At 54.1% G+C, this 20,195-nt stretch carries 17 protein-coding genes; 8 read left to right on the forward strand and 9 right to left on the reverse strand.

The genetic code is table 11. The features are described from left to right. Window positions 1-213 precede the first annotated feature (213 nt). The 6 genes from hutU to B3Z23_RS10460 all read left to right on the forward strand — a co-directional run bounded on the left by hutU (window position 214) and on the right by B3Z23_RS10460 (window position 8,239). Entirely contained in the window at window positions 214-1,890 is a 1,677-nt protein-coding gene (gene hutU / locus B3Z23_RS10435) for a urocanate hydratase (RefSeq protein ID WP_294907917.1), read from the forward strand. Window positions 1,891-1,974: 84 nt separating this feature from the next. After that, window positions 1,975-3,342, forward strand: a complete 1,368-nt coding sequence (locus tag B3Z23_RS10440) for a purine-cytosine permease family protein (protein ID WP_294907920.1) — start codon at window positions 1,975-1,977, stop codon at window positions 3,340-3,342. Window positions 3,343-3,353: 11 nt separating this feature from the next. Then, window positions 3,354-4,562 carry an imidazolonepropionase gene (hutI, locus tag B3Z23_RS10445; protein WP_294907922.1) on the forward strand — a complete coding sequence of 403 codons (1,209 nt, stop codon included), beginning with the start codon at window positions 3,354-3,356 and terminating at the stop codon, window positions 4,560-4,562. Beyond that, window positions 4,555-5,367 carry an N-formylglutamate deformylase gene (gene hutG, locus B3Z23_RS10450; RefSeq protein ID WP_294907924.1) on the forward strand — a complete coding sequence of 271 codons (813 nt, stop codon included), beginning with the start codon at window positions 4,555-4,557 and terminating at the stop codon, window positions 5,365-5,367. The genes hutI and hutG overlap by 8 nt, the downstream gene beginning before the upstream one ends. A 380-nt stretch (window positions 5,368-5,747) precedes the next feature. Continuing rightward, the gene (gene idnD / locus B3Z23_RS10455) at window positions 5,748-6,779 is read left to right on the forward strand and encodes an L-idonate 5-dehydrogenase (RefSeq protein ID WP_294907927.1); all 1,032 of its coding nucleotides are present in this window, start codon (window positions 5,748-5,750) and stop codon (window positions 6,777-6,779) included. Between the two features lie 140 nt (window positions 6,780-6,919). Next, window positions 6,920-8,239 (forward strand): gluconate:H+ symporter, encoded by a 1,320-nt coding sequence (locus B3Z23_RS10460; RefSeq protein WP_038019239.1) that lies wholly within the window; start codon window positions 6,920-6,922, stop codon window positions 8,237-8,239. A 55-nt stretch (window positions 8,240-8,294) separates the two neighbouring features. Here B3Z23_RS10460 and B3Z23_RS10465 read toward each other — a convergent pair whose 3' ends face one another. Beyond that, entirely contained in the window at window positions 8,295-9,431 is a 1,137-nt protein-coding gene (locus B3Z23_RS10465; RefSeq protein ID WP_294907934.1) for a lactonase family protein, read from the reverse strand. Between the two features lie 537 nt (window positions 9,432-9,968). Between B3Z23_RS10465 and B3Z23_RS10470 the strand changes: the two genes are divergently transcribed. Both B3Z23_RS10470 and B3Z23_RS10475 read left to right on the forward strand, forming a co-directional pair. Further along, window positions 9,969-11,096: a lipase family protein gene (locus B3Z23_RS10470; RefSeq protein WP_294907937.1), complete on the forward strand. Its 1,128-nt coding sequence runs from the start codon at window positions 9,969-9,971 to the stop codon at window positions 11,094-11,096. Between the two features lie 54 nt (window positions 11,097-11,150). Further along, the gene (locus tag B3Z23_RS10475; protein ID WP_294907940.1) at window positions 11,151-11,441 is read left to right on the forward strand and encodes a chorismate mutase; all 291 of its coding nucleotides are present in this window, start codon (window positions 11,151-11,153) and stop codon (window positions 11,439-11,441) included. A 118-nt stretch (window positions 11,442-11,559) separates the two neighbouring features. Here the strand turns inward: B3Z23_RS10475 and B3Z23_RS10480 are convergent, their stop codons facing one another. From B3Z23_RS10480 to B3Z23_RS10515, 8 genes are all read right to left on the reverse strand, one after another. Further along, window positions 11,560-11,961, reverse strand: coding sequence for a (R)-mandelonitrile lyase (locus B3Z23_RS10480; protein ID WP_294909422.1), 402 nt, complete (start codon window positions 11,959-11,961; stop codon window positions 11,560-11,562). Between the two features lie 143 nt (window positions 11,962-12,104). Beyond that, window positions 12,105-13,115 (reverse strand): Ldh family oxidoreductase, encoded by a 1,011-nt coding sequence (locus B3Z23_RS10485; protein ID WP_294907943.1) that lies wholly within the window; start codon window positions 13,113-13,115, stop codon window positions 12,105-12,107. A gap of 14 nt (window positions 13,116-13,129) precedes the next feature. Beyond that, complete coding sequence (locus B3Z23_RS10490) at window positions 13,130-14,704, reverse strand: aldehyde dehydrogenase (NADP(+)) (protein WP_294907946.1); 1,575 nt, start codon at window positions 14,702-14,704, stop codon at window positions 13,130-13,132. A gap of 17 nt (window positions 14,705-14,721) precedes the next feature. Beyond that, a complete protein-coding gene (locus B3Z23_RS10495; RefSeq protein WP_294907949.1) occupies window positions 14,722-15,990 on the reverse strand; it encodes an NAD(P)/FAD-dependent oxidoreductase in 1,269 nt (422 codons plus the stop codon). Then, window positions 15,983-16,219 (reverse strand): (2Fe-2S)-binding protein, encoded by a 237-nt coding sequence (locus tag B3Z23_RS10500; RefSeq protein WP_294907953.1) that lies wholly within the window; start codon window positions 16,217-16,219, stop codon window positions 15,983-15,985. Before B3Z23_RS10500 ends, B3Z23_RS10495 begins: the two co-directional genes overlap by 8 nt. Continuing rightward, the gene (locus B3Z23_RS10505; protein ID WP_294907956.1) at window positions 16,200-17,324 is read right to left on the reverse strand and encodes an NAD(P)/FAD-dependent oxidoreductase; all 1,125 of its coding nucleotides are present in this window, start codon (window positions 17,322-17,324) and stop codon (window positions 16,200-16,202) included. Before B3Z23_RS10505 ends, B3Z23_RS10500 begins: the two co-directional genes overlap by 20 nt. Further along, window positions 17,324-18,253 (reverse strand): 4-hydroxyproline epimerase, encoded by a 930-nt coding sequence (locus B3Z23_RS10510; protein WP_294907959.1) that lies wholly within the window; start codon window positions 18,251-18,253, stop codon window positions 17,324-17,326. Before B3Z23_RS10510 ends, B3Z23_RS10505 begins: the two co-directional genes overlap by 1 nt. A gap of 77 nt (window positions 18,254-18,330) precedes the next feature. Further along, entirely contained in the window at window positions 18,331-19,962 is a 1,632-nt protein-coding gene (locus B3Z23_RS10515; RefSeq protein ID WP_294907962.1) for an APC family permease, read from the reverse strand. Window positions 19,963-20,195 lie beyond the last annotated feature (233 nt).

Raw genomic sequence — 20,195 nt, forward strand, 5'->3', positions numbered from 1 at the left:
GATTGCACCATAACTGAGCTTTTTAAGATTTAATTTCTGTTTATTATCCGGTTTTAATTACAGTGGATGTCATTATCCTAATGAAAAACAATAAGTTTTTCCTGTTTTTATCAACCTGGCATCAAATATGCTTATCATGTATATACAAGTAAGGTTCGGTATACACTCCCTCCCTGCCAGTGACTGCAGGTACTATTTAAAAAGGTAAGGCGCATGACTAAGCAAACAACCCGTTTTCGTGATGTTGAAATTCGTTCCCCGCGTGGTAATACGCTGAATGCTAAAAGCTGGATGACAGAAGCTCCACTACGGATGTTAATGAACAATCTGGATCCTGAAGTGGCAGAAAACCCGAAAGAGCTGGTGGTTTACGGTGGTATAGGACGAGCAGCCAGAAACTGGGAGTGCTATGACAAAATCGTCTCGACACTTAAACAGCTTGAAGATGATGAAACCTTGTTGGTGCAGTCAGGTAAACCGGTGGGGGTGTTTAAAACTCACAGCAATGCCCCGCGTGTGTTAATTGCTAACTCTAACCTGGTCCCACACTGGGCCACCTGGGAGCACTTTAATGAACTGGATGCCAAAGGATTGGCGATGTACGGACAGATGACTGCTGGTTCATGGATCTACATCGGCAGCCAGGGGATCGTACAGGGAACTTACGAGACTTTTGTTGAAGCGGGCCGCCAGCATTATGAGGGATCTTTGCGCGGTCGCTGGGTGTTAACGGCAGGGCTGGGCGGTATGGGGGGAGCTCAGCCATTAGCTGCAACCTTAGCCGGAGCCTGCTCACTGAATATTGAGTGCCAGCAGTCCCGTATCGATTTTCGTCTGCGTACCGGGTATGTGGATGAGCAGGCCAGCTCGCTGGATGATGCGCTGGAACGCCTGAAAAATTACACCGCCAAAGGTGAGGCGATTTCTATTGCTTTACATGGCAATGCGGCAGAGATACTCCCGGAACTGGTACGTCGTGGAGTACGTCCGGATATGGTAACGGACCAGACCAGTGCCCATGATCCGTTAAACGGCTATCTGCCGGTAGGCTGGGACTGGGAAACCTATCGCGCGAAAGCAGAAACAGAACCGGCCGCCGTCATTCTCGCTGCCAAAAACTCCATGGCTCAGCATGTGCGTGCGATGCTGGATTTTCAGAAACAGGGTATTCCGGTCTTTGACTACGGCAATAATATCCGCCAGATGGCGATGGAAATGGGCGTGGAAAATGCCTTCGATTTCCCGGGCTTTGTTCCCGCGTACATCCGTCCGTTGTTCTGTCGTGGGATTGGACCTTTCCGCTGGGCAGCACTGTCAGGGTCTCCGGAAGATATTTACCGTACCGATGCCAAAGTGAAAGAGCTGATTGCTGATGACGAGCATCTGCACCGCTGGCTGGATATGGCCCGTGAACGTATCAGCTTCCAGGGATTACCTGCCCGTATCTGTTGGGTTGGTCTGGGTCAGCGTGCCCGCCTCGGCCTGGCATTTAATGAAATGGTTCGCAGTGGTGAACTTTCAGCACCTATAGTGATCGGCCGCGATCATCTGGACTCAGGATCCGTTGCCAGCCCGAACCGCGAAACAGAATCGCTGAAAGATGGCTCCGATGCGGTGTCGGACTGGCCGTTGCTCAATGCCCTGCTTAACACTGCCAGCGGTGCAACCTGGGTCTCTTTGCACCATGGTGGCGGGGTAGGTATGGGCTTCTCCCAGCACTCCGGAATGGTCATTGTTTGTGATGGTACCGATGAAGCCGCAGAACGTATTGCCCGGGTTCTGAGTAATGACCCGGCAACCGGTGTAATGCGTCATGCAGATGCCGGTTACGACATTGCGATTGAATGTGCCCGTGAACAGGGGCTGAACCTGCCGATGATTAATGGCTGATCGGATTATGAGACGCGGAACTCACTGTTTCCGTTATTTATCGTGCGGCTCAGGCCGCACATTTACTGGTTGCGGGGGATAACGATGAGCCAAAATAGTTTTACCGAAACCCGTTCTATTGAACCGATTCCTGAAAATGAACGCCACGGCAGTATCTTCAGTCAGTTTACCTTGTGGATGGGGGCGAATCTGCAAATCACGGCGGTGATTACCGGTGCGCTGGCCATCGTGTTTGGTGGTGATGTGTTCTGGTCTTTGATTGGCTTAGCTATCGGCCAGGTTGCCGGCGGCATTGTCATGGCACTGCATGCAGCCCAGGGACCGAAACTCGGAATCCCTCAGATGATTAGCAGCCGCGTGCAGTTTGGGGTTTATGGTGCCAGCCTGCCTACTCTGTTGGTATGCCTGATGTATCTTGGTTTTATTGCCACCGGCGCGGTACTTTCAGGGCAGGCGATCTCTGCTATTTTTGGCATTTCTGAAACCAGCGGAATTGTGATCTTTGCTGTTGCCACATTAATCATCGCTTATACCGGATACCGGTTAATTCACCTGATGGGCAAACTGGCGAGTTTGATTGGGATTATAGCCTTTGTCTGGCTGTTCTGGAAAATGGGAACCCTCCACCCGTTAAGTGAACTGTTAATCGTTCAGCCATTTCACTGGACGACGCTGCTGACGGCGGTCGGGCTGTCCGCCTCCTGGCAGATTACGTTTGGGCCTTACGTGGCAGACTATTCCCGATATCTGCCTGTCAGTACCTCGTCACGCAAGGTGTTTTTTGCCGTAGGCGGCGGATCGGTGATTGGTGCTCAGGTAGCGATGACCATGGGAGTGTTTGCTGCTGCATTATCACAGGGTAAACTGATGGGCCATGAAGTCGAATACATCGTCAGTCTGGGAGGTACCGGTGGGGTGGCTATCCTGCTCTATCTGAGCATTGCCTTTGGCAAGCTAACCATCAACACTCTGAATGCCTATGGCAGCATGATGTGCCTGGCGACCGTCTACAATTGCCGTGGCCGCGTGGCGCATATTAGCCAACTGGTGCGACTGGCCATTCTGGCAGCGGTAATCATTGTGGCCACAGGGTTTGCCATGATTGGCCAGCACTCCTTCCTGAGTACGTTCAAATCTTTTCTGTTGTTCTTGCTGGCCTTTTTTACTCCCTGGAGTGCCGTTAACCTGGTGGATTATTACTTTTTTAACCACCAGTCGATCGACATCGCTGCGCTGAATAATCCGGCGGGCAAATACCGCGCATGGAATGCCGTGGGGCTGGGGACCTATCTGCTGGGGGTGGTAGTACAAACGCCATTTATCGACAGTGGATTTTACAGTGGACCAATGGTCAAAGTGTTAGGGGGGATTGATATCTCCTGGATGATTGGACTGCTGTTGCCGGCGATTGTTTACTACTGGCTGCGCAAACGTGAGTCAGTACACGACTAAAGAGGTTTGATATGTACACACTTTGGCATCATTGCCGTGCAGTGACCATGTCCGGCGGAAAATATAATCTGATCTCTGATGCGGCGCTGCTGACTCACGAAAAGACGATTTTTTGGATCGGAGAGTCCGGCGATCTCCCGCAGGTTCCGGTAACGAACCGGGTCGACCTGAACGGGAGGCTGGTCACTCCCGGGCTGGTGGATTGTCATACGCATTCGGTATTTGGCGGTAACCGTGCAGCAGAATTTGAACAACGGCTGCAGGGCGTCAGTTATGCTGAGATCGCCGCTGCCGGCGGCGGAATAGCCAGTACCGTGCGCGAGACGCGCGCCGCCAGCGAACAGCTATTGCTCAGGCAGGCTAGCCAACGGATTCAGGCTTTAAGGCAGGATGGGGTCACCGCGCTGGAGATAAAATCCGGATACGGTCTGGATCTGCAAAGTGAACGAAAAATGTTGCGTGTGATCAGGCAGCTTGGTCAGGAGCTGCCTCTGACTATCCGCAGTACCTGCCTCGCCGCGCATGCGGTTCCGCCGGAATATCAGGGGCGTGCCGATGACTGGATCGATTACATCTGCGGGCAGCTGCTACCCGAACTGCACCAGGAGGAGCTGGTCGATGCGGTAGATGCGTTTTGTGAGCACCTGGCATTTACGTCAGCTCAGGTGGAGCGGATCTTTCAGGTGGCCACCTCACTGGGTTTACCGGTAAAACTGCATGCGGAACAACTTTCTCTGCAACATGGTGCGGCTTTGGCCGCACGCTATCATGCATTGTCAGCCGACCATCTGGAATATCTGTGTGAGCCGGATATCGCAGAGATGGCACAGCAGGGCACCGTCGCGGTGTTACTGCCGGGTGCCTATTACTTTTTACGGGAAACCCGGCAACCGCCGGTCAGTTTACTGCGTCAGTATGGGGTTGCGATGGCGATTTCCAGTGATATGAACCCCGGAACCTCGCCGATGTTATCGCTGAGATTAGTGATGAATATGGCCTGTACCTTGTTCCGGATGACACCGGAAGAGGCGCTGGCGGGCGTGACGGTTTATGCGGCCCGGGCGCTGGGTATTGAAAATGATTGTGGCTCACTCGAAGCGGGTAAAGAGGCCAGCTTTGTTGCCTGGGATGTAGAACATCCCGCTGAACTTAGTTACTGGCTGGGTGGGGCATTATCGAAACAGGTTATTTTTCAGGGGGAGGAAGTCTATCGTGACTAAGGCATTTGAATTAACCCGCGGAACGCTACCATTGCTGATTAGTATGCCTCATCCGGGCACAGCACTCACCAAAGGCGTTGCGGCCGGACTGACCACCAGAGGGCGCCGGCTGGAGGATACCGACTGGCACATTCCGGATCTTTATCAGGGGATTGCTGAATTGGGTGCCAGCACTCTGGTGGCCGGCTATTCACGTTATGTGGTGGATTTAAATCGCCCGGCCGATGATAAACCACTGTACAGCAGTGCGACCACCGGACTGTTCACCGACATTTTCTTTGACGGAGAGCCCCTGTTTACCCCGGGAGGCCAGCCGGACCAGGCAGAAAAGGCGCAGATTCTCTCTTCTGTCTGGCAGCCTTATCATGATGCTTTGGCCACCGAACTGACAAGGTTACGGGATAAGTTTGGCTACGTGTTGCTCTGGGATGCACACTCAATACGCTCTGTTGTTCCCCGGCTATTTGAGGGCCGTTTGCCAGACCTTAATTTCGGTACTGCTGATGGCCATAGCTGTGACCCGGCACTCAGCCAGGCTTTACTTAATTGTTGTGAAAATCCACCGGCAGATGCGCCCCGGTACAGCCACGTACTGAACGGCCGGTTCAAAGGCGGTTACATTACCCGCCACTATGGCAATCCACAGCAACATATTCATGCTGTTCAGCTGGAAATGGCGCAGTGTATTTACATGGATGAGGAAAGCTTTGCCTGGCAACCGGCTATCGCCGCCGGGGTTCAGCGTCTGCTTCAGGCTTTGATAATGACCGCGCTGGACTGGGGGAAACAAACATATCCTCAATAATGACCTTTGACATTCCTCCGGGGCAGGTAACAGGTTATCTGACAACATTTCCACCTGATATAATTTCAACCCCCGGGTTCACTGCCATGCGGTGACCCGGTATTCATCTCCGTTAAGGTGACTTATCAGGGGCTCTTTGCCGGGGAGTCCCGCCCCTCCTTGCTATGGCTTAAAAGCGATCAGTCACCCGTTATTGTTGCTTTTCCCGACGAAATGTTCAGCCATCGCCCCTTCAGCTAACCATTACGCTTATCACGCTATCGTTAACAGAGTTCTTTAACATAAAGTAATCTGCTGCTCATCACAGTTTTCTCCAATAAATCACGCTCTGATACGCGCCTGAACTACTGTATTTACAAAGGGCGACCATGAGTACCACTATGAAGACGACAACCTATTCCTGCATGATTACCGGTAAACAACAGGTGGAAGTGACGAGCCAGCAGGTCGATTATCAGGGCACCGGCACTCTGGTTCGGATTACCCGTGGCGGGATCTGCGGCTCTGATTTGCATTATTACCAGCACGGCAAGGTGGGCAGTTTTGCCGTGAAAATGCCCATGATCCTCGGGCATGAGGTGATTGGTTATGTGGTGAAAAGTGATAATCCGGAGTTACAGGAAAACCAGAAAGTTGCGGTCAATCCCTCCAAACCTTGTGGCCACTGTAAATACTGCGAAGCCGGGCAGGAAAATCAGTGCACCACTATGCGTTTTTTTGGCAGTGCGATGTATTTTCCACATGTAGATGGCGGTTTTAGTCAGTATAAAATTGTCGACACTGCTCAGTGCATTCCCTTCAATCATCAGGCTGATGACCGGGTGATGGTGTTTGCCGAACCGCTGGCGGTGTGTATTCATGCGACACATCAGGCAGGTGATCTGCAGGATAAAAAAGTGTTTATTTCTGGCGTGGGACCTATCGGTTGCCTGATCGCGGCAGCCGCTAAAGCCCGCGGTGCCGCAGAAGTGGTGTGTGCCGATATCAGCCCGCGTTCGCTGACCATGGCGGAGGCGATGGGGGCCACACGGACCATTGATGCTGCAAACGGGGACTTCACCCCTTTTCTCGCTGATAAAGGTTACTTCGATGTCTCCTTCGAAGCCTCGGGCCATCCCTCTTCTCTGACCCGTTGTCTGGAGATCACTCGTGCAAAAGGTACGCTGGTGCAGGTTGGCATGGGCGGGGATGTGCCTGGCTTTCCGATCATGATGTTGATTGCCAAAGAGATAAACCTGGTCGGATCGTTCCGTTTTACCCATGAATTTGCGACCGCCGTTGAATGGCTGGAAAAAGGGACGATCAATCCATTGCCGTTATATAGCGGTGAATTTGATTATCATGAAATTGATGCGGCGCTTAATTTTGCCGGCGATAAACAGAAAGCCGCTAAAGTTCAGCTATCTTTTTAGGCGGGCCTGTCATGAGTTTCGCTGCTGTTTATCCGGTGTTTGGAACGTGGCGTTAACTCTCTGATGTGCTGAATCAGGGTTGTTTTTACTTTTTATTCCTCGGTTGTTTTCTGTTTTTACCTTTTTATGGGAGCTGTACTATGCCAATTACAATAATAGCGCTCGGGGTAATACTGTTGCTGGTCCTGATGATTGTGTTCAAGGCCAATGGCTTCTTGTCGCTGATCTTTGTCTCCATCGTCGTCGGTATTGCTGAAGGGATGACTCCGTTGCAGGCCCTGGCTTCCGTCCAGAAGGGGGTCGGCGGCACTCTGGGCAGTCTGGCGATGATTCTGGGGTTTGGTGCCATGCTGGGTAAGCTGGTGTCGGATACCGGGGCCGCCCAACGGGTGGCGACGACGCTGATTGCGGCCTTTGGTAAACAGCGGGTGCAGTGGGCACTGATGGTGACAGGGCTGATTGTCGGGCTGGCGATGTTCTATGAAATTGGCTTCGTCCTGCTGTTACCGCTGGTGTTTACCGTGGTGGCCGCCGCCGGTATGCCATTACTGTATGTGGGACTGCCGATGGTGGCCGCATTGTCGGTGACCCATTGCTTCCTGCCTCCGCATCCCGGCCCCACGGCGATTGCCGCTATCTTTGGGGCGAACCTGGGAACCACATTGTTGTATGGCATCATTATCACTCTCCCTACAGTGATAGTAGCGGGTCCGGTATTTTCTAAATTTCTGAAAAATTTTGAAAAAGAGCCTCCGGAAGGACTGTATAACCCCAAAATTTTTGCTGAACATGAATTACCGGGATTCGGCATCAGTATCTTTGCGGCAGTGATCCCGGTGATCCTGATGGCGATTGCCGCCGTTTTTGAACTGACTACCCCGAAAGAAAACCTGTTCCGTCAGTTCTTCGAGTTTATTGGTAACCCCGCGATCGCTTTATTTATTGCCGTAGTGATAGCGGTATTTACCCTCGGATTACGTAATGGCCGGAAAATGGGCGAAGTCATGGAGATGTGTAGCTCATCAATTTCAGCCATTGCTATGATTGTCTTTATCATTGCCGGTGGCGGAGCCTTTAAACAGGTGCTGGTCGACAGCGGAGTGGGTGATTTTATCGCAGGGATGATGAAAGGTTCATCATTGTCGCCGTTGCTGATGTGCTGGACCGTAGCGGCAATGTTGCGGATAGCGTTGGGATCAGCGACGGTGGCAGCGATTACGACTGCCGGCATCGTGACTCCGATTATTGCGGTGACTCATGCCGATCCTGCACTAATGGTGCTGGCGGTAGGGTCTGGCAGTGTAATCGCTTCGCACGTCAATGATCCGGGTTTCTGGTTATTTAAAGGCTACTTTAACCTGAGTGTCACGGAAACACTGAAAACCTGGACTGTGATGGAAACTCTGATTTCGGTAATGGGTCTGGCCGGGGTGCTTATCCTTAACGCTATCCTGCACTGATCTCTCAGTGCAACAGGTGATTGCCTGCCGGAGGTTTGCGCCGGCAGGCAGTTCGTCAGATGGCCTGAGTGCGGTACGGGATAACCTGCCGGTTATCTTCGCGCAGAAATTTAATATCGGTCGGGGTGCCAATATCCAGGCTGTTGCCGGTTGGGCGTAATCCGCCGTTATGCGGATCGCGGGCTAAGACCGTCACCGTATTCGACCAGACATTGGCGACCAGCAGGAAGTGTCCAGTGTTATCAAAGGCAAAGGCCCTGGGTTCGATACCTCCGGAAGAAAACTGCTGCCTGTCACTAAGGCGCCCTGTTTGTGGGTCTACGCGGAATACCACAATTTCATTGCGTTGCTGGCGGTTACCGACGTAGAGAAAACGTCCGTCAGGGCTGTACAGCACGCCGGCACCGGCTTTATCCTCCGCAGAGTCACTGTCTGCCAGTTCAAGCGTCTGAATAGCGTTCAGTTGGCCTTCATTCATCTGAAACAGATGAATCTGTGCCGACATTTCGCTGACCACACAGACAAATCTGCCGTCAGCCGAAAACGCGATATGTCGTGGACCTGCGCCGCCAGGCAAACGGATATCATCCTGAGGCTGAGGCAGGAAAGGCGTGTCGTTTTGCGGTTGATAATGGTAAACCCTGACAATGTCTGCGCCGAGATCGGCCACATATAATCTTCTGCCGTCGGGACTGATATTGACCGAATGAGCATGCCCGCTCTGTTGACGTTCCGCGACTACCGCCGATCCTTCTGCGAACCGGACATGCTGCACGGCCTCGCCAATCTCTCCTGAACCCATTATCGGAAACACAATAAATCCGGCATTGTTCATGCCATCAGAATAGTTGGCCGCCAGCAGGTAATGGCCATCCGGAGTCAGGCAGGCATGGGTCGGGTGCGCGCCCCGGGTCTGCTGGCTGTTGAGCAGCCGCAGCGGGCCTTGCGGGGTAATTTCTATCGCACTGACGCGACCGGTTTCACTTTCATTGGTGGTGTACAGGAAACGCTGGTCCTGGCTTACCACAATCCACGACGGGTTGTCGGTTTTCAGTCGGTCCACGATCTGCAGACTGCCATCCGCTAACAGCTGTAAGCGGTAAATTCCTTCACTGGGATAGGCTGTTTTTTCTGCCCGCGGATGACCGGACATGCCGGTCCAGCTTCCCAGCAGTAGAGTTTGAGGTTGCATAGTGTTCGTTTCCTGAGCCAGAGGCGCTTTCTTGTGAGCATACGTGATATTGCACGACAAAAATACCAGACGCCCGGCGGGACAATATACGACGGAAGGGGCACTGGCGGGTATTCACCTTGCCCCGGATTCAATAAAGTGAGGCTGAGTGACTTATTTATCTCTGATATTAATGTTTTTCGGTGAGCCAGAGACCAGGATTTTGAGGGCTATTTTTACCTCCGGGAATATGTTTCATTAATATTATGTCTATAAAAATAAGCAGTTTAATTTTACCCGGGGGTGAATATTCCTGTTCAGGCTGGCAGGACTGTGAAATAGTGAACCCGCATATTTAGTGTAAAATTTATCTTATCAGTTACGAGGGTGGCTGCCTGAAGGTTGCCTTTCCGGGGGCGGGGTGATGTATACCACAAGCGTTACACCCCGGCGGGTTCCGGTCTGGCGGAGCGATTATCTCCTCCGTCTTAGCTTTCCGCAGTCCGGAGGGCAGGCTTTGGTAAATTTGCAGACGTACTTCAAATTCAGGAGAAACGGATGAGTAAAGTCGCAGCTGTTTTACTGGCGACAGTCGTCGCGGTGAGTTGTGCGGTGCAGGCCGCTCCGGCGACACCGAACGGTGTACTGCTGGAAAAATCTCCGCTGCCGGCGGACCACGGGTTGTCCGAAGCTTCGGCACAATATCTGATTCGTTACTCTTCGCTGGACGGAGTGGATGGTAAAACACCCCGTCAGGACAGCGGCGCGGTATTCCTGCCGAAAGGCCCGGCACCGCAGGGAGGCTGGCCGGTAGTGGTCTGGGCTCACGGGACCGTGGGTGTGGCCAATGCCTGTGCACCGTCACTTAATCCACGTTCAGCGCGTGATCAGCAGTATCTGAACAGCTGGTTATCTTTAGGGTTTGCGGTGGTGGCGCCGGATTATGCCGGTCTGGGATCATCCGGGTTACACCATTATCTTAATGCCCGGGCTGAGGCCTGGAGTGTACTGGACAGTGTGAAGGCCGCGCTGAAAAGTTTTCCCTTAAGCAATAAACTGATCATTGTCGGTCAGTCTCAGGGGGCACATGCCGCCTTTGCGGCTTCGGGTTATCAGTCCTCTTATGCGCCCGGTTTGCATGTGCTGGGAACCGTATTAACCGGCACGCCTTATATCAATGCGCATACCACCGTCAGTGATATTTTTAAAACCACCTCCGTAACATCCGGAGGCGACCCGAAAATGCCTTACGCTTACTACATTTACCTCTCGGCCGCTGACGAGAATAAGAAACTGAAAGTGGCTGACTATTTTCAAAAACGGGCAATTCCGGATGTGAAACTGGCGGAACAGTTATGTATTACGCCGCTGACCAGACACGTGATGGAACAGCGACTGAACGATAAAAACAGTTTCCTGCCCGATTTTCAGGGATTACTGGATTCTCAGTTGCCGTCACTGCGCTACAACACGCTGAAAATTAATCACCCGGTATTTATCGGCATCGGTCTGCAGGACATTAATGTCCCGACCGCCATGCAGCAGCAGTTTGCCAAAGATGTTCAGGCAGCGGGCACTCAGGTGGAAGTGAAACAGTATGCAGGGATGGATCACGGAGGAACCGTGAATGTTTCGCTGCGTGACTCGGTGCCTTTTGTGTACCGCGTTATGGCTGCCGATAAATAAGCACCCGGGTGAGGGAGCACGTAAACATCTCTTTAACAACCTGACAGGTAACATATGAAATATCAGTCAATTGCAGATGTCAGACAGGATATCGATCGCCTCGACAGCCAGCTGGTGCGTTTGCTGGCCGAACGCCAGATTTGCGTACAGGCAGCCGCCGGTTTTAAAACCGACCCCGGGCTTATCCCCGCACCGGAGAGGGTGGCAGCGGTGATTGACAGGATTAAAGTGCTGGCGGAACAACAGGGGCTATCAGTGACCGTGGCTGAACGGGTCTGGCGGGAGATGATCAGTAGTTTTATTGCACTGGAAACAGAGTTTCACCAGCAGACTGACCCGTCTTAGCGGGGAATTATCAGCGACAGCGGGGACTGTCGCTGATATCAGAGTGATGCTGAGGCCTTCCGTGATTACGGATTCACGCCGTCCGCGAAGGTTGGCGGTAACGGCAGGCTATTCGGTATTACCGTTGTAACTGATACTGCTCATCAGTCACTTTTTCCATCCAGTCGACCGGGCTGCCATTCAGAGATTCAGCAATAGCGATATGAGTCATGGCGGTTTCTGGGGTAGCACCGTGCCAGTGTTTGATATCCTGAGGGATCCAGACGATATCACCGCAGTTGATCACCTGAATAGCTTCGCCTTCACACTGAATCCATCCCTGACCGTGGGTCACTATCAGCGTCTGACCGAGCGGGTGAGTGTGCCAGGCTGTCCGGGCTCCTGGCTCAAAGGTCACCGTCGCGCCACCGACTTTGGCATCACCGCTGCCACTGAAATGAGCGTCAATGCGCACATTACCGGTAAAATAACTGTCCGGGCCTTTGGCTGAAGGGACCGAGCCATTGGGGATAATTTTCAGTATCGTCATTTTCCTGTGGTCTCTGTGAAACGGAATGTGGTGAACATTGTGCCAAAAAAAAAGCGGCAGATAACTGCCGCCGGGGTGAAAGCGTTTATGAATATGGCTCATAAACACAACAGTTAAGAGCCAGGGGGGTACTGTCAGCCCGCGGGCAGTAACTGGCATAATTCCTGATACAGGCTATCCGGAATCTCCAGTCCGTGCTGCAGGCTGTGCTGACGGTTGCGGTAGCGTCGCTGGGAAGGCAGCCGGGCTCCCTGTCCGACGATGGCATCGAACATCTGTTCTGCCCGTTGCTGATTTTCCGGGCCGTCCCCGCCCGGGAAGATGGCCGGGTTAATCGCAATCAGCAGTTCACCGTGATAAGGCAGCGCTTTACTACCATTATCCCAGGCCAGCGAACCGGTACTGGTCAGATCGCCAATCAACGGGCCTGCCAGCAGCTCGATCATCGCGGCCAGTGCAGAGCCTTTATGGCCCCCGAAAGTCAGCATAGCCCCGTGATCCAGTACTTCGGCCGCATCGCTGCTGCTGTTCCCCTGCCGGTCAACCCCCCAGCCTTCCGGCAACGGGGTTCCGCTGCGACGGTGTAACTCAATCTCGCCCCGCGCTACCGCACTGGTGGCAAAGTCAAAAATAAACGGCGGATGGCCCTGGCGTGGCCAGCCAAACGCCATCGGGTTAGTGCCAAACACCGGTTCCCGTCCGCCGGTCGGGGCTACCCAGGCATGTGAAGGTGTATAGGCCATACCCACCAGTCCGGCGTCGGTCAGTTTTTCAATTTCGACCCACAGGGCCGAGAAATGAACACAATGCCGGACGGCCAGAGCGGCTATCCCCTGACGGCGGGTTTTGCTGATAAATTCCGGCAAAGCCTGCTGATACGCCAGCGGAGAAAACCCGCCCGCCGCATCGACACTCAGTACAGCCGGGCTCAGATCGCTGATTACCGGTTGGGCGTCTGGCACCACCTTGCCCTCAGTCAGAGTCCTGACAATCCCGAGGGTACGCCAGACACCGTGCGAACGGCAGCCATCAATTTCTCCGGCCATAATGGTGCCGGTAATGGCCTCTGTATGTGCCGGATTAAATCCGGCCGTGCTGAGGATATCGCTGATCAGAGTGGTGGTCTGATCGATGCTCAGTTTCATCGTTTGCGTCCTCCTTACAGAGCTTCGCGGGTCATTTTACCGTTAACCAGCCTGTCGATGTTCAGCGGATTACTGTCCTGTAACGCTGCCGGCAGCAGATGTTGCGGATAGTTCTGGTAACAGACAGGGCGCAGATAACGTTCGATGGCCAGAGTCCCGACCGACGTGCCACGTGAATCGGAAGTGGCAGGATAAGGACCACCATGAATCATCGCATCACAAACTTCAACCCCGGTCGGATAACCATTGACCAGCAGACGACCGGCTTTTTGTTCAATGATCGGTACCAAATCGGCGAAGTTCACCAGGTCGTTATCCTCTGCCAGCAGAGTGATGGTCAGCTGCCCCCGCACGGCACGTAACGCTGCTTTTAACTGCTGGTGGCTTTCCACCTCGATGACCACACTGACCGGACCGAAAACCTCTTCCTGTAATAACGGGTCGCCGTTTAACAGTAACTCTGCTTCTGCCCTGAACAACTGTGGAAATGCCTGAGTCCCTTGTTGGGGCTGACCGGCGAGATGAGTTACCCCGGAATGTTGTGAAAGTTCCTGCAATCCGTGCTGATAGCTGGACAGCACGCCAGAGTTCAGCATGGTCTGGGCCGGGCTGTTAGCGATATTTTCACTCATTTGCTGTAAAAATTCGGTGAACTGAGGTGAACGAATACCGATAATCATGCCCGGATTAGTACAGAACTGGCCGCACCCGGCAACCACTGAATCGGTCAACTGACGTGCGATTTCGGTGCCACGGTTCTTTAGTGCTTCCGGTAACAGCAGCATCGGGTTGATACTGCTCATTTCAGCAAATACCGGGATTGGCTGAGGACGTGCAGCGGCCATATCGCAGATAGCCCGGCCACCACGCAGTGATCCGGTAAAGCCAACCGCCTGAATTTCCGGGTGACGAACTACTACAGCACCAATATTACTGCCATACAGCATATTAAATACGCCACCCGGCAGACCACATTTTTCCAGTGCTGCCGTGATTGCGCCAGCTACATATTCTGCGGTGATCATATGCCCGGTATGGGCTTTCATCACGATACTGCAACCGGCCGCCAGGGCTGATGCGGTATCGCCGCCAGCTGTGGAGAAGGCCAGGGGAAAGTTGCTGGCGCCGAAAACCGCCACCGGGCCGACGCCCAGTTTCGCCTGACGTAAATCGGGGCGTGGCAGCGGGGTGCGATCCGGTAATGCGGTATCAATACGTGCGCCCAGGAAATCGCCGCGCGCTAACACGCTGGCAAACAGGCGCATCTGGCCGCTGGTTCTGGCGCGTTCGCCACGAATACGTCCTTCCGGCAGCGCGGTCTCCTGCATCACTTTGTGAATAAATCCGTCGTCCAGGGCATCCAGTTCATCGGCAATGGTATTCAGTAACTGAACCCGTTGCTCAATGGTGGTTTGCCGGAAGACCTGAAAGGCCTCAGCCGCAGCCACACAGGCTGCATTGGCTTCCTGTTCGGTGGCAGCATAGAAGGTGGCCAGGGTTTCGCCCGTCGTGGCATCCACGCTGTACAGTTCATCCTGACCTTGCTGGCTACGCTGACCCTGAATAAATTGTTTTCCCTGAATTTGCATAGTCGTTTTCCTGTTAATTAAGTAGGTGAGTGGGGGGCTTGCTCATCCGGCAGACACAACGTGTCGATCCGTGCATTCATCACGGGTGGCCGGGTCTGGCTGCCGGTTATTGGCTTAAGAAAGCGCAGGCTGCTGTGACAGATTTTTCCCTGACAGGGACCCATGCCGCAACGGGTGAGCATTTTGATGTGTTTAAGATTTTCCAGTGAACTGACCTCTGACCAACGCACGTCCTCACAACGGCAGACCACGGTAGAATCACTGACCAGATTTTTTAACTCGTTTTTCAGGCCAAAGCCTTGTTTCAGCAGCAGGGCAAATGCCTGCCAGTGTTCGCGGCGGGCGACCCACGGGGTAGCGTGTTGCGGATGGCCGGCGGCGCAGTAGCCGGCAATGGTGCCTTCCGCTATCGACAATTCACTGCCGCCAATGCCGGTGCACTCGCCGGCAGCATAGATTCCGGGCAGTTGGGTCCGTTGGTGTTCATCAACAAAGATACCGTCGCTGTCATGTTCGGCTCCCAGCAGTTCTGCCAGTTGCAGATTGGGGACCAGACCATAGCCACAGGCCAGCCGGTCACACGGAATGGTTTTTTCCCGTCCGCTCTGACGGATTTTTACCGCCTCCAGACAGTTGTCACCCAGCGCTTCAGTGACATAACTATCCGCCCGATAGTGGCGGTTAAATAAAGTGATGGCCTGACCCAGTTTCGATGGCCAGTGCCAGAGTTGCGCCATCATGGCAGCAACCGCCGGCCAGGATTGTTGTTCCAGCAGGCCGACAATCTGAGCACCCTGCTTTCTTGCGGTATGAGCACTTGCCAGCAATAACGGACCACTTCCGGCGATAACGATGCGCTGTGAAGCCACCGGCACACCACCTTTAACCAGTGCCTGTAACCCGCCAGCCCCCGTCACTCCGGGCAGGGTCCAGCCGGGAAACGGCAGCAACAATTCACGGGCCCCGGTGCAGATAATGACCTTTTCGGCACGTAGCTGGCTGGCTTGCTGATTTTCTTCCAGCAGATAGACACCTTCACGGATGCGCATCACCAGCCGTGTAGACGGCATCAGCCGGATGTGCGGATGTTGTCGAAGCTTTTCCAGCGCCTGTAAGGCATTGTCCGGCAAATGACTGCCGGGGCCACCGCGCCAGATTTGCCCGCCGGGGCGCGGGTTATCATCAATAACTATTACCTGACAGCCACAGTCCGCTGCTGCCAGGGCGGCAGCAATACCTGCGGGGCCTGCTCCGGCCACCAGAACATCAGCCTGTAATTCACTCATAGGTCACCACTTCCATCGCGTCCTGACATAAGGTCTGGCAGGCCAGTCGTCGTTGTCCGTTAATCATTACCCGGCACTCCTGGCAAATACCCATGCCGCATACCGGGGCGCGCCGGTGACCAGTGACCGAGGTACGGCTGCAGTGGTCCCCTGCCATACTCAGTGCGGCAGCGACCGTTGCACCTTCTGCCAGGGTGACCGGCTGCCCGTCAATGAATAGCTGTGGCATAAGCTTCTCCGTGAACTAAAAACCGGTCAGGCAGAAAATCTTCTCCTGACAGTGGCGGCGGGGTATTCAGTATTGCCGCGGTGAGTAAATCTGCGGTGGCTGTGGCGGTGGTGACTCCCAGACCTTCATGGCCGACGGCCAGCCAGAGTCCCGGACGACGGGGGTGTCGGCCAATCAGCGGCAGACCATCCGGGGAAGCCGCACGAAAACCCGTCCAGGCACGGACGGCATTGAGCTGTCTGAGTGCCGGTGCATATTCACAGGCACGGCGTAGCATTTTGCTCAGCATCCAGCTTTCCACCTGTGGGTCGGTGGTATCAAATTGTCGTGTTGATCCAATCAGTAACTGTCCGGTAGGGCGCGGCTGAATATTGCAGGCCGTGGAAGGGCCGCTGGCATTGTGCGCGCTGGTGACATACCCGAGCTCGACCAGAGTACGACGGGCAATACCGGCATAACGGTCAGTAATCAGCAGATGACCTTTTTTGGGGACCACCGGGATTTCCGGCAGCAGGTCCGGGGCCTGCACACCATTGGCCAGCAAAATATGCGTGGCACTGAAACGACGGCCATCACGGCAAACGACCCGGGGTTCTTCGATAGCGGTGACTTCGGCAGTCACCCGACGGATTCCCGGATGATTTAACATCCAGTCAGCCACGACCGGCGCATAAAGAATGCCGTCACTGCTTATTTCCAGTCCGCCGGTCAGTCCTTCACGAATCAGGGGTTCGGCCTCAGTCATCTGCTGACCACTCAGCAGACGGCAGGGAATTCCCTGCTGTTGCAGGATGGCCGCTTTCTTTTCGGCAACCGCCATCTCTTCATCACTGGCCGCCATCCAGAGTGTGCCATTCTGTTTCCAGGCCGCACCCGCCGGAAGCTGATGGCTTAACTCCCGCCAGCGTTGTAGTGAGTAACCGGTAATCGACAGTTCTGCCGGGTTATCATCAAGGATCAGCAGATGCCCCATGCCGGAGGCGGTGGCAGCCGGGAACCCGGCATCCAGCACCACCACCGATAAACCCTGTGATGCCAGTTGCCAGGCGCAACATGCGCCGACAATCCCGCCGCCAATGACAATCACATCGGCAGTGTCTGACATCAGACGATCCCCCAGGCAAACGGGTCGTTATCATCAATCAGCAGGGTGGTGTCGCCACAGATATGCGCAGTACCACGCAGTGTCGGGATAATTTTATCTCCCTCAGGCTGGTAACTGGCAATAAAACGGCTGCCAATCACGCTGGCCTGGCACCACTCTTCACCGGCAGCCAGTTTGCCATCGGCCGCCATGCAGGCCAGTTTGGCGCTGGTGCCTGTGCCGCAGGGAGAACGGTCCCATTGTCCGCCAGGACATAACACAAAACTGCGGCTGTCGGCTTCAGGGTCGGCGGCGAACAGCTCGATATGGTCGATAATGCCTTGTTGATCGCCAAAGATGCCCTGCTGTTGTAACTCCTGCTGCACCTGCAACGCATAGCGGGTCAGTGCCGGAATATTTTGTGGCGTCACTTCTAATCCGTGATCGTTGATCAGGAAAAACCAGTTTCCTCCCCAGGAGATATCGCCGGTAACCTCGCCCAGAGTCTCGCTGTGCAGCGTGACCGCTTTACGATATCGCCATGAGGGGACATTACGCACGCTGACGCTGAGATCATCGTGCAGAGTGGCGGTGACATTGCCGACCGGAGTTTCGATGATATGTTTTCCCGGGGTGATGCGTCCCATATAGGCGAGCGAGCGCACCAGCCCGATAGTGCCATGACCACACATCCCGAGATATCCGGTGTTATTGAAGAAAATGACGCCGGCAGCGGCAGCCGGATCGACCGGTTCGCACAGTAGTGCCCCCACCAGTACATCGTTACCGCGAGGCTCCAGCATGCAGGTCCGGCGGTAGTGGTCAAATTCGCCGGACAGACGGTCGCGTCTCTCGGCCATTGTGCCTTGTCCCAGGTCCGGAAAACCTGCCGTGACTAAGCGGGTGGGTTCGCCCCCGGTATGTGAATCAATAATCGCTATCTTCTGCATATCTTCCCCGAAATTCTGATTAACGAGCAAACTTTGTTAGCGAAGGCGGCGCTGTCAGTGGCCCCCTTCGGAGTGGATTAATGTGTCTGACGATAGGCGGGCTGCACCGGACGAGATGAGTGGCGTGATGCTGCAGGGATATCTTCTGCGGTATCTTCGTCATTAAAATCGACCAGTGCGGCAGGTAAGGCCACCGCTGCACCCCAGTAGTAGATCACCAGTGCCACCAGGGCGACCACCAGAGTATCCAGCGGATGAGAGATATAACCGTGACCGCCAAAGCCACCAGCCCAGGAAACCAGCATCATCAGGGCGTAAAAAGCGATCAGCCATGACGAGGAGATGACCTGCTGTTTCATGGAGATTTTGCGGGTTGGAGCAAACTTTGCGCAGGCGACATAAATGATAAACATCACAATCTGTAAGCCAAGCAGCCAGGATATAGTGCTCCAGCCAGACCAGTAGACAATCAGGGAGGCGATAATAAATGACAGAGGACCCATCACGGCAAAACCACGCACCCGGAAAGGACGGTCGAGGTCGGGGCTGCTTTTGCGTAATGCCGCCACGGTAATCGGTGCCAGTGCGTAGCTCAGGACCAGTGCGGCAGAGACCACATTTATCAGTGCTTCCCAGGAAGGGAAGGGCAGAGTCCAGAACACTGACAAGGCAAAAGTTAACCACAGTGCCGGGCGTGGAATACCCGACTTTTTATCTACACGGGAGAAGATACCAAACAGGGTACCGGATTTGGCCCAGGCGTAGACGACGCGTGGGGTGGCATTCATATAGATATTACCGCAACCGGTCGGGGAGATGACAGCATCCGCCACCACGAAGTAGCCCAGCCAGGCAATCCCCAGAGCCAGGGTGATATCACGGTATGGGAGGGTGAATTCTTTGCTGATGGCCGCCCAGCCGTTCGCCAGCATTTCGGTCGGAATACTGCCGACAAATGCCAGTTGCAGTAACACATAAATGACAGCCGACATTAACACGGAAGCAATCATGGCAATCGGGATGGTGCGTTGTGGGTTTTGTACCTCACTGGCTACTGAGATAATCGGGGTCAGACCCAGGTAGGCAAAGATAACACCACCCGCCGACACGGCCATTTCCACACCACTCATACCGAAGGGAGCAAACTGAGCAATATGCAGGTTGGCAGGTTTGAAGAACATAAACAGGCAGCCCAGCACCAGCAGCGGCACAATAAATTTGAATACACTGATGATGTTATTGGTACGGGCGAAGGTTTTGACGCTGTTGTAGTTAATATAGAAGAAACCGCACAGCACCACGAACTGGAAAATCCAGCCTGCAATGGTCGGCGCGCCGGAACTGCTGATGGTCAACCCCGGAAACCAGGCTCCGGCGTACTGGCGTGCAGCCACCACTTCGATGGCGACCAGACTGGTAAAAGCGATGACGGTGATGGATCCCATCAGATAGCCGAGCAGCGGACCGTGCGAATAAACCGGGTAACTTATGACTCCGCCGGCCCGCGGGATTGCCGCCCCCAGTTCGCAGAACACGATCCCCAGCAGCAGTACGGCAAAGCCACCAATCAGCCAGGAAAAAATGCCTGCCGGACCGGCGATAGCTGAAACGTGGCTGGCGGCGAACAGCCAGCCAGATCCAAAAATAGCGCCTAAGCCAATAAAGGTCAGGTCGGTCAGCGATAGCTGTTTCTTAAAATTTCCAGACATAAACACCCCACAATGAGTTGCTGCAAGTACGTCTATTTTTAACAACGCATTAACAGTATACTATATTCGATATCTGATCAATCCACAGCATTTTGCATGCCAGTTTTTAAGTTGTTGATTTATATGAGTGTGTGGTGACGGGGTGATCACCTCTGGTGCACATTTGAGATGCAGGGCACAGATTTGGTGCAAAAATAACGAGAGGTAGCATCAGAACGATTCCTGCGGTCATC

This window comes from Tatumella sp. UBA2305, assembly GCF_002345795.1.
In the GTDB taxonomy this organism is placed as follows: Bacteria; Pseudomonadota; Gammaproteobacteria; order Enterobacterales; family Enterobacteriaceae; genus Tatumella; species Tatumella morbirosei.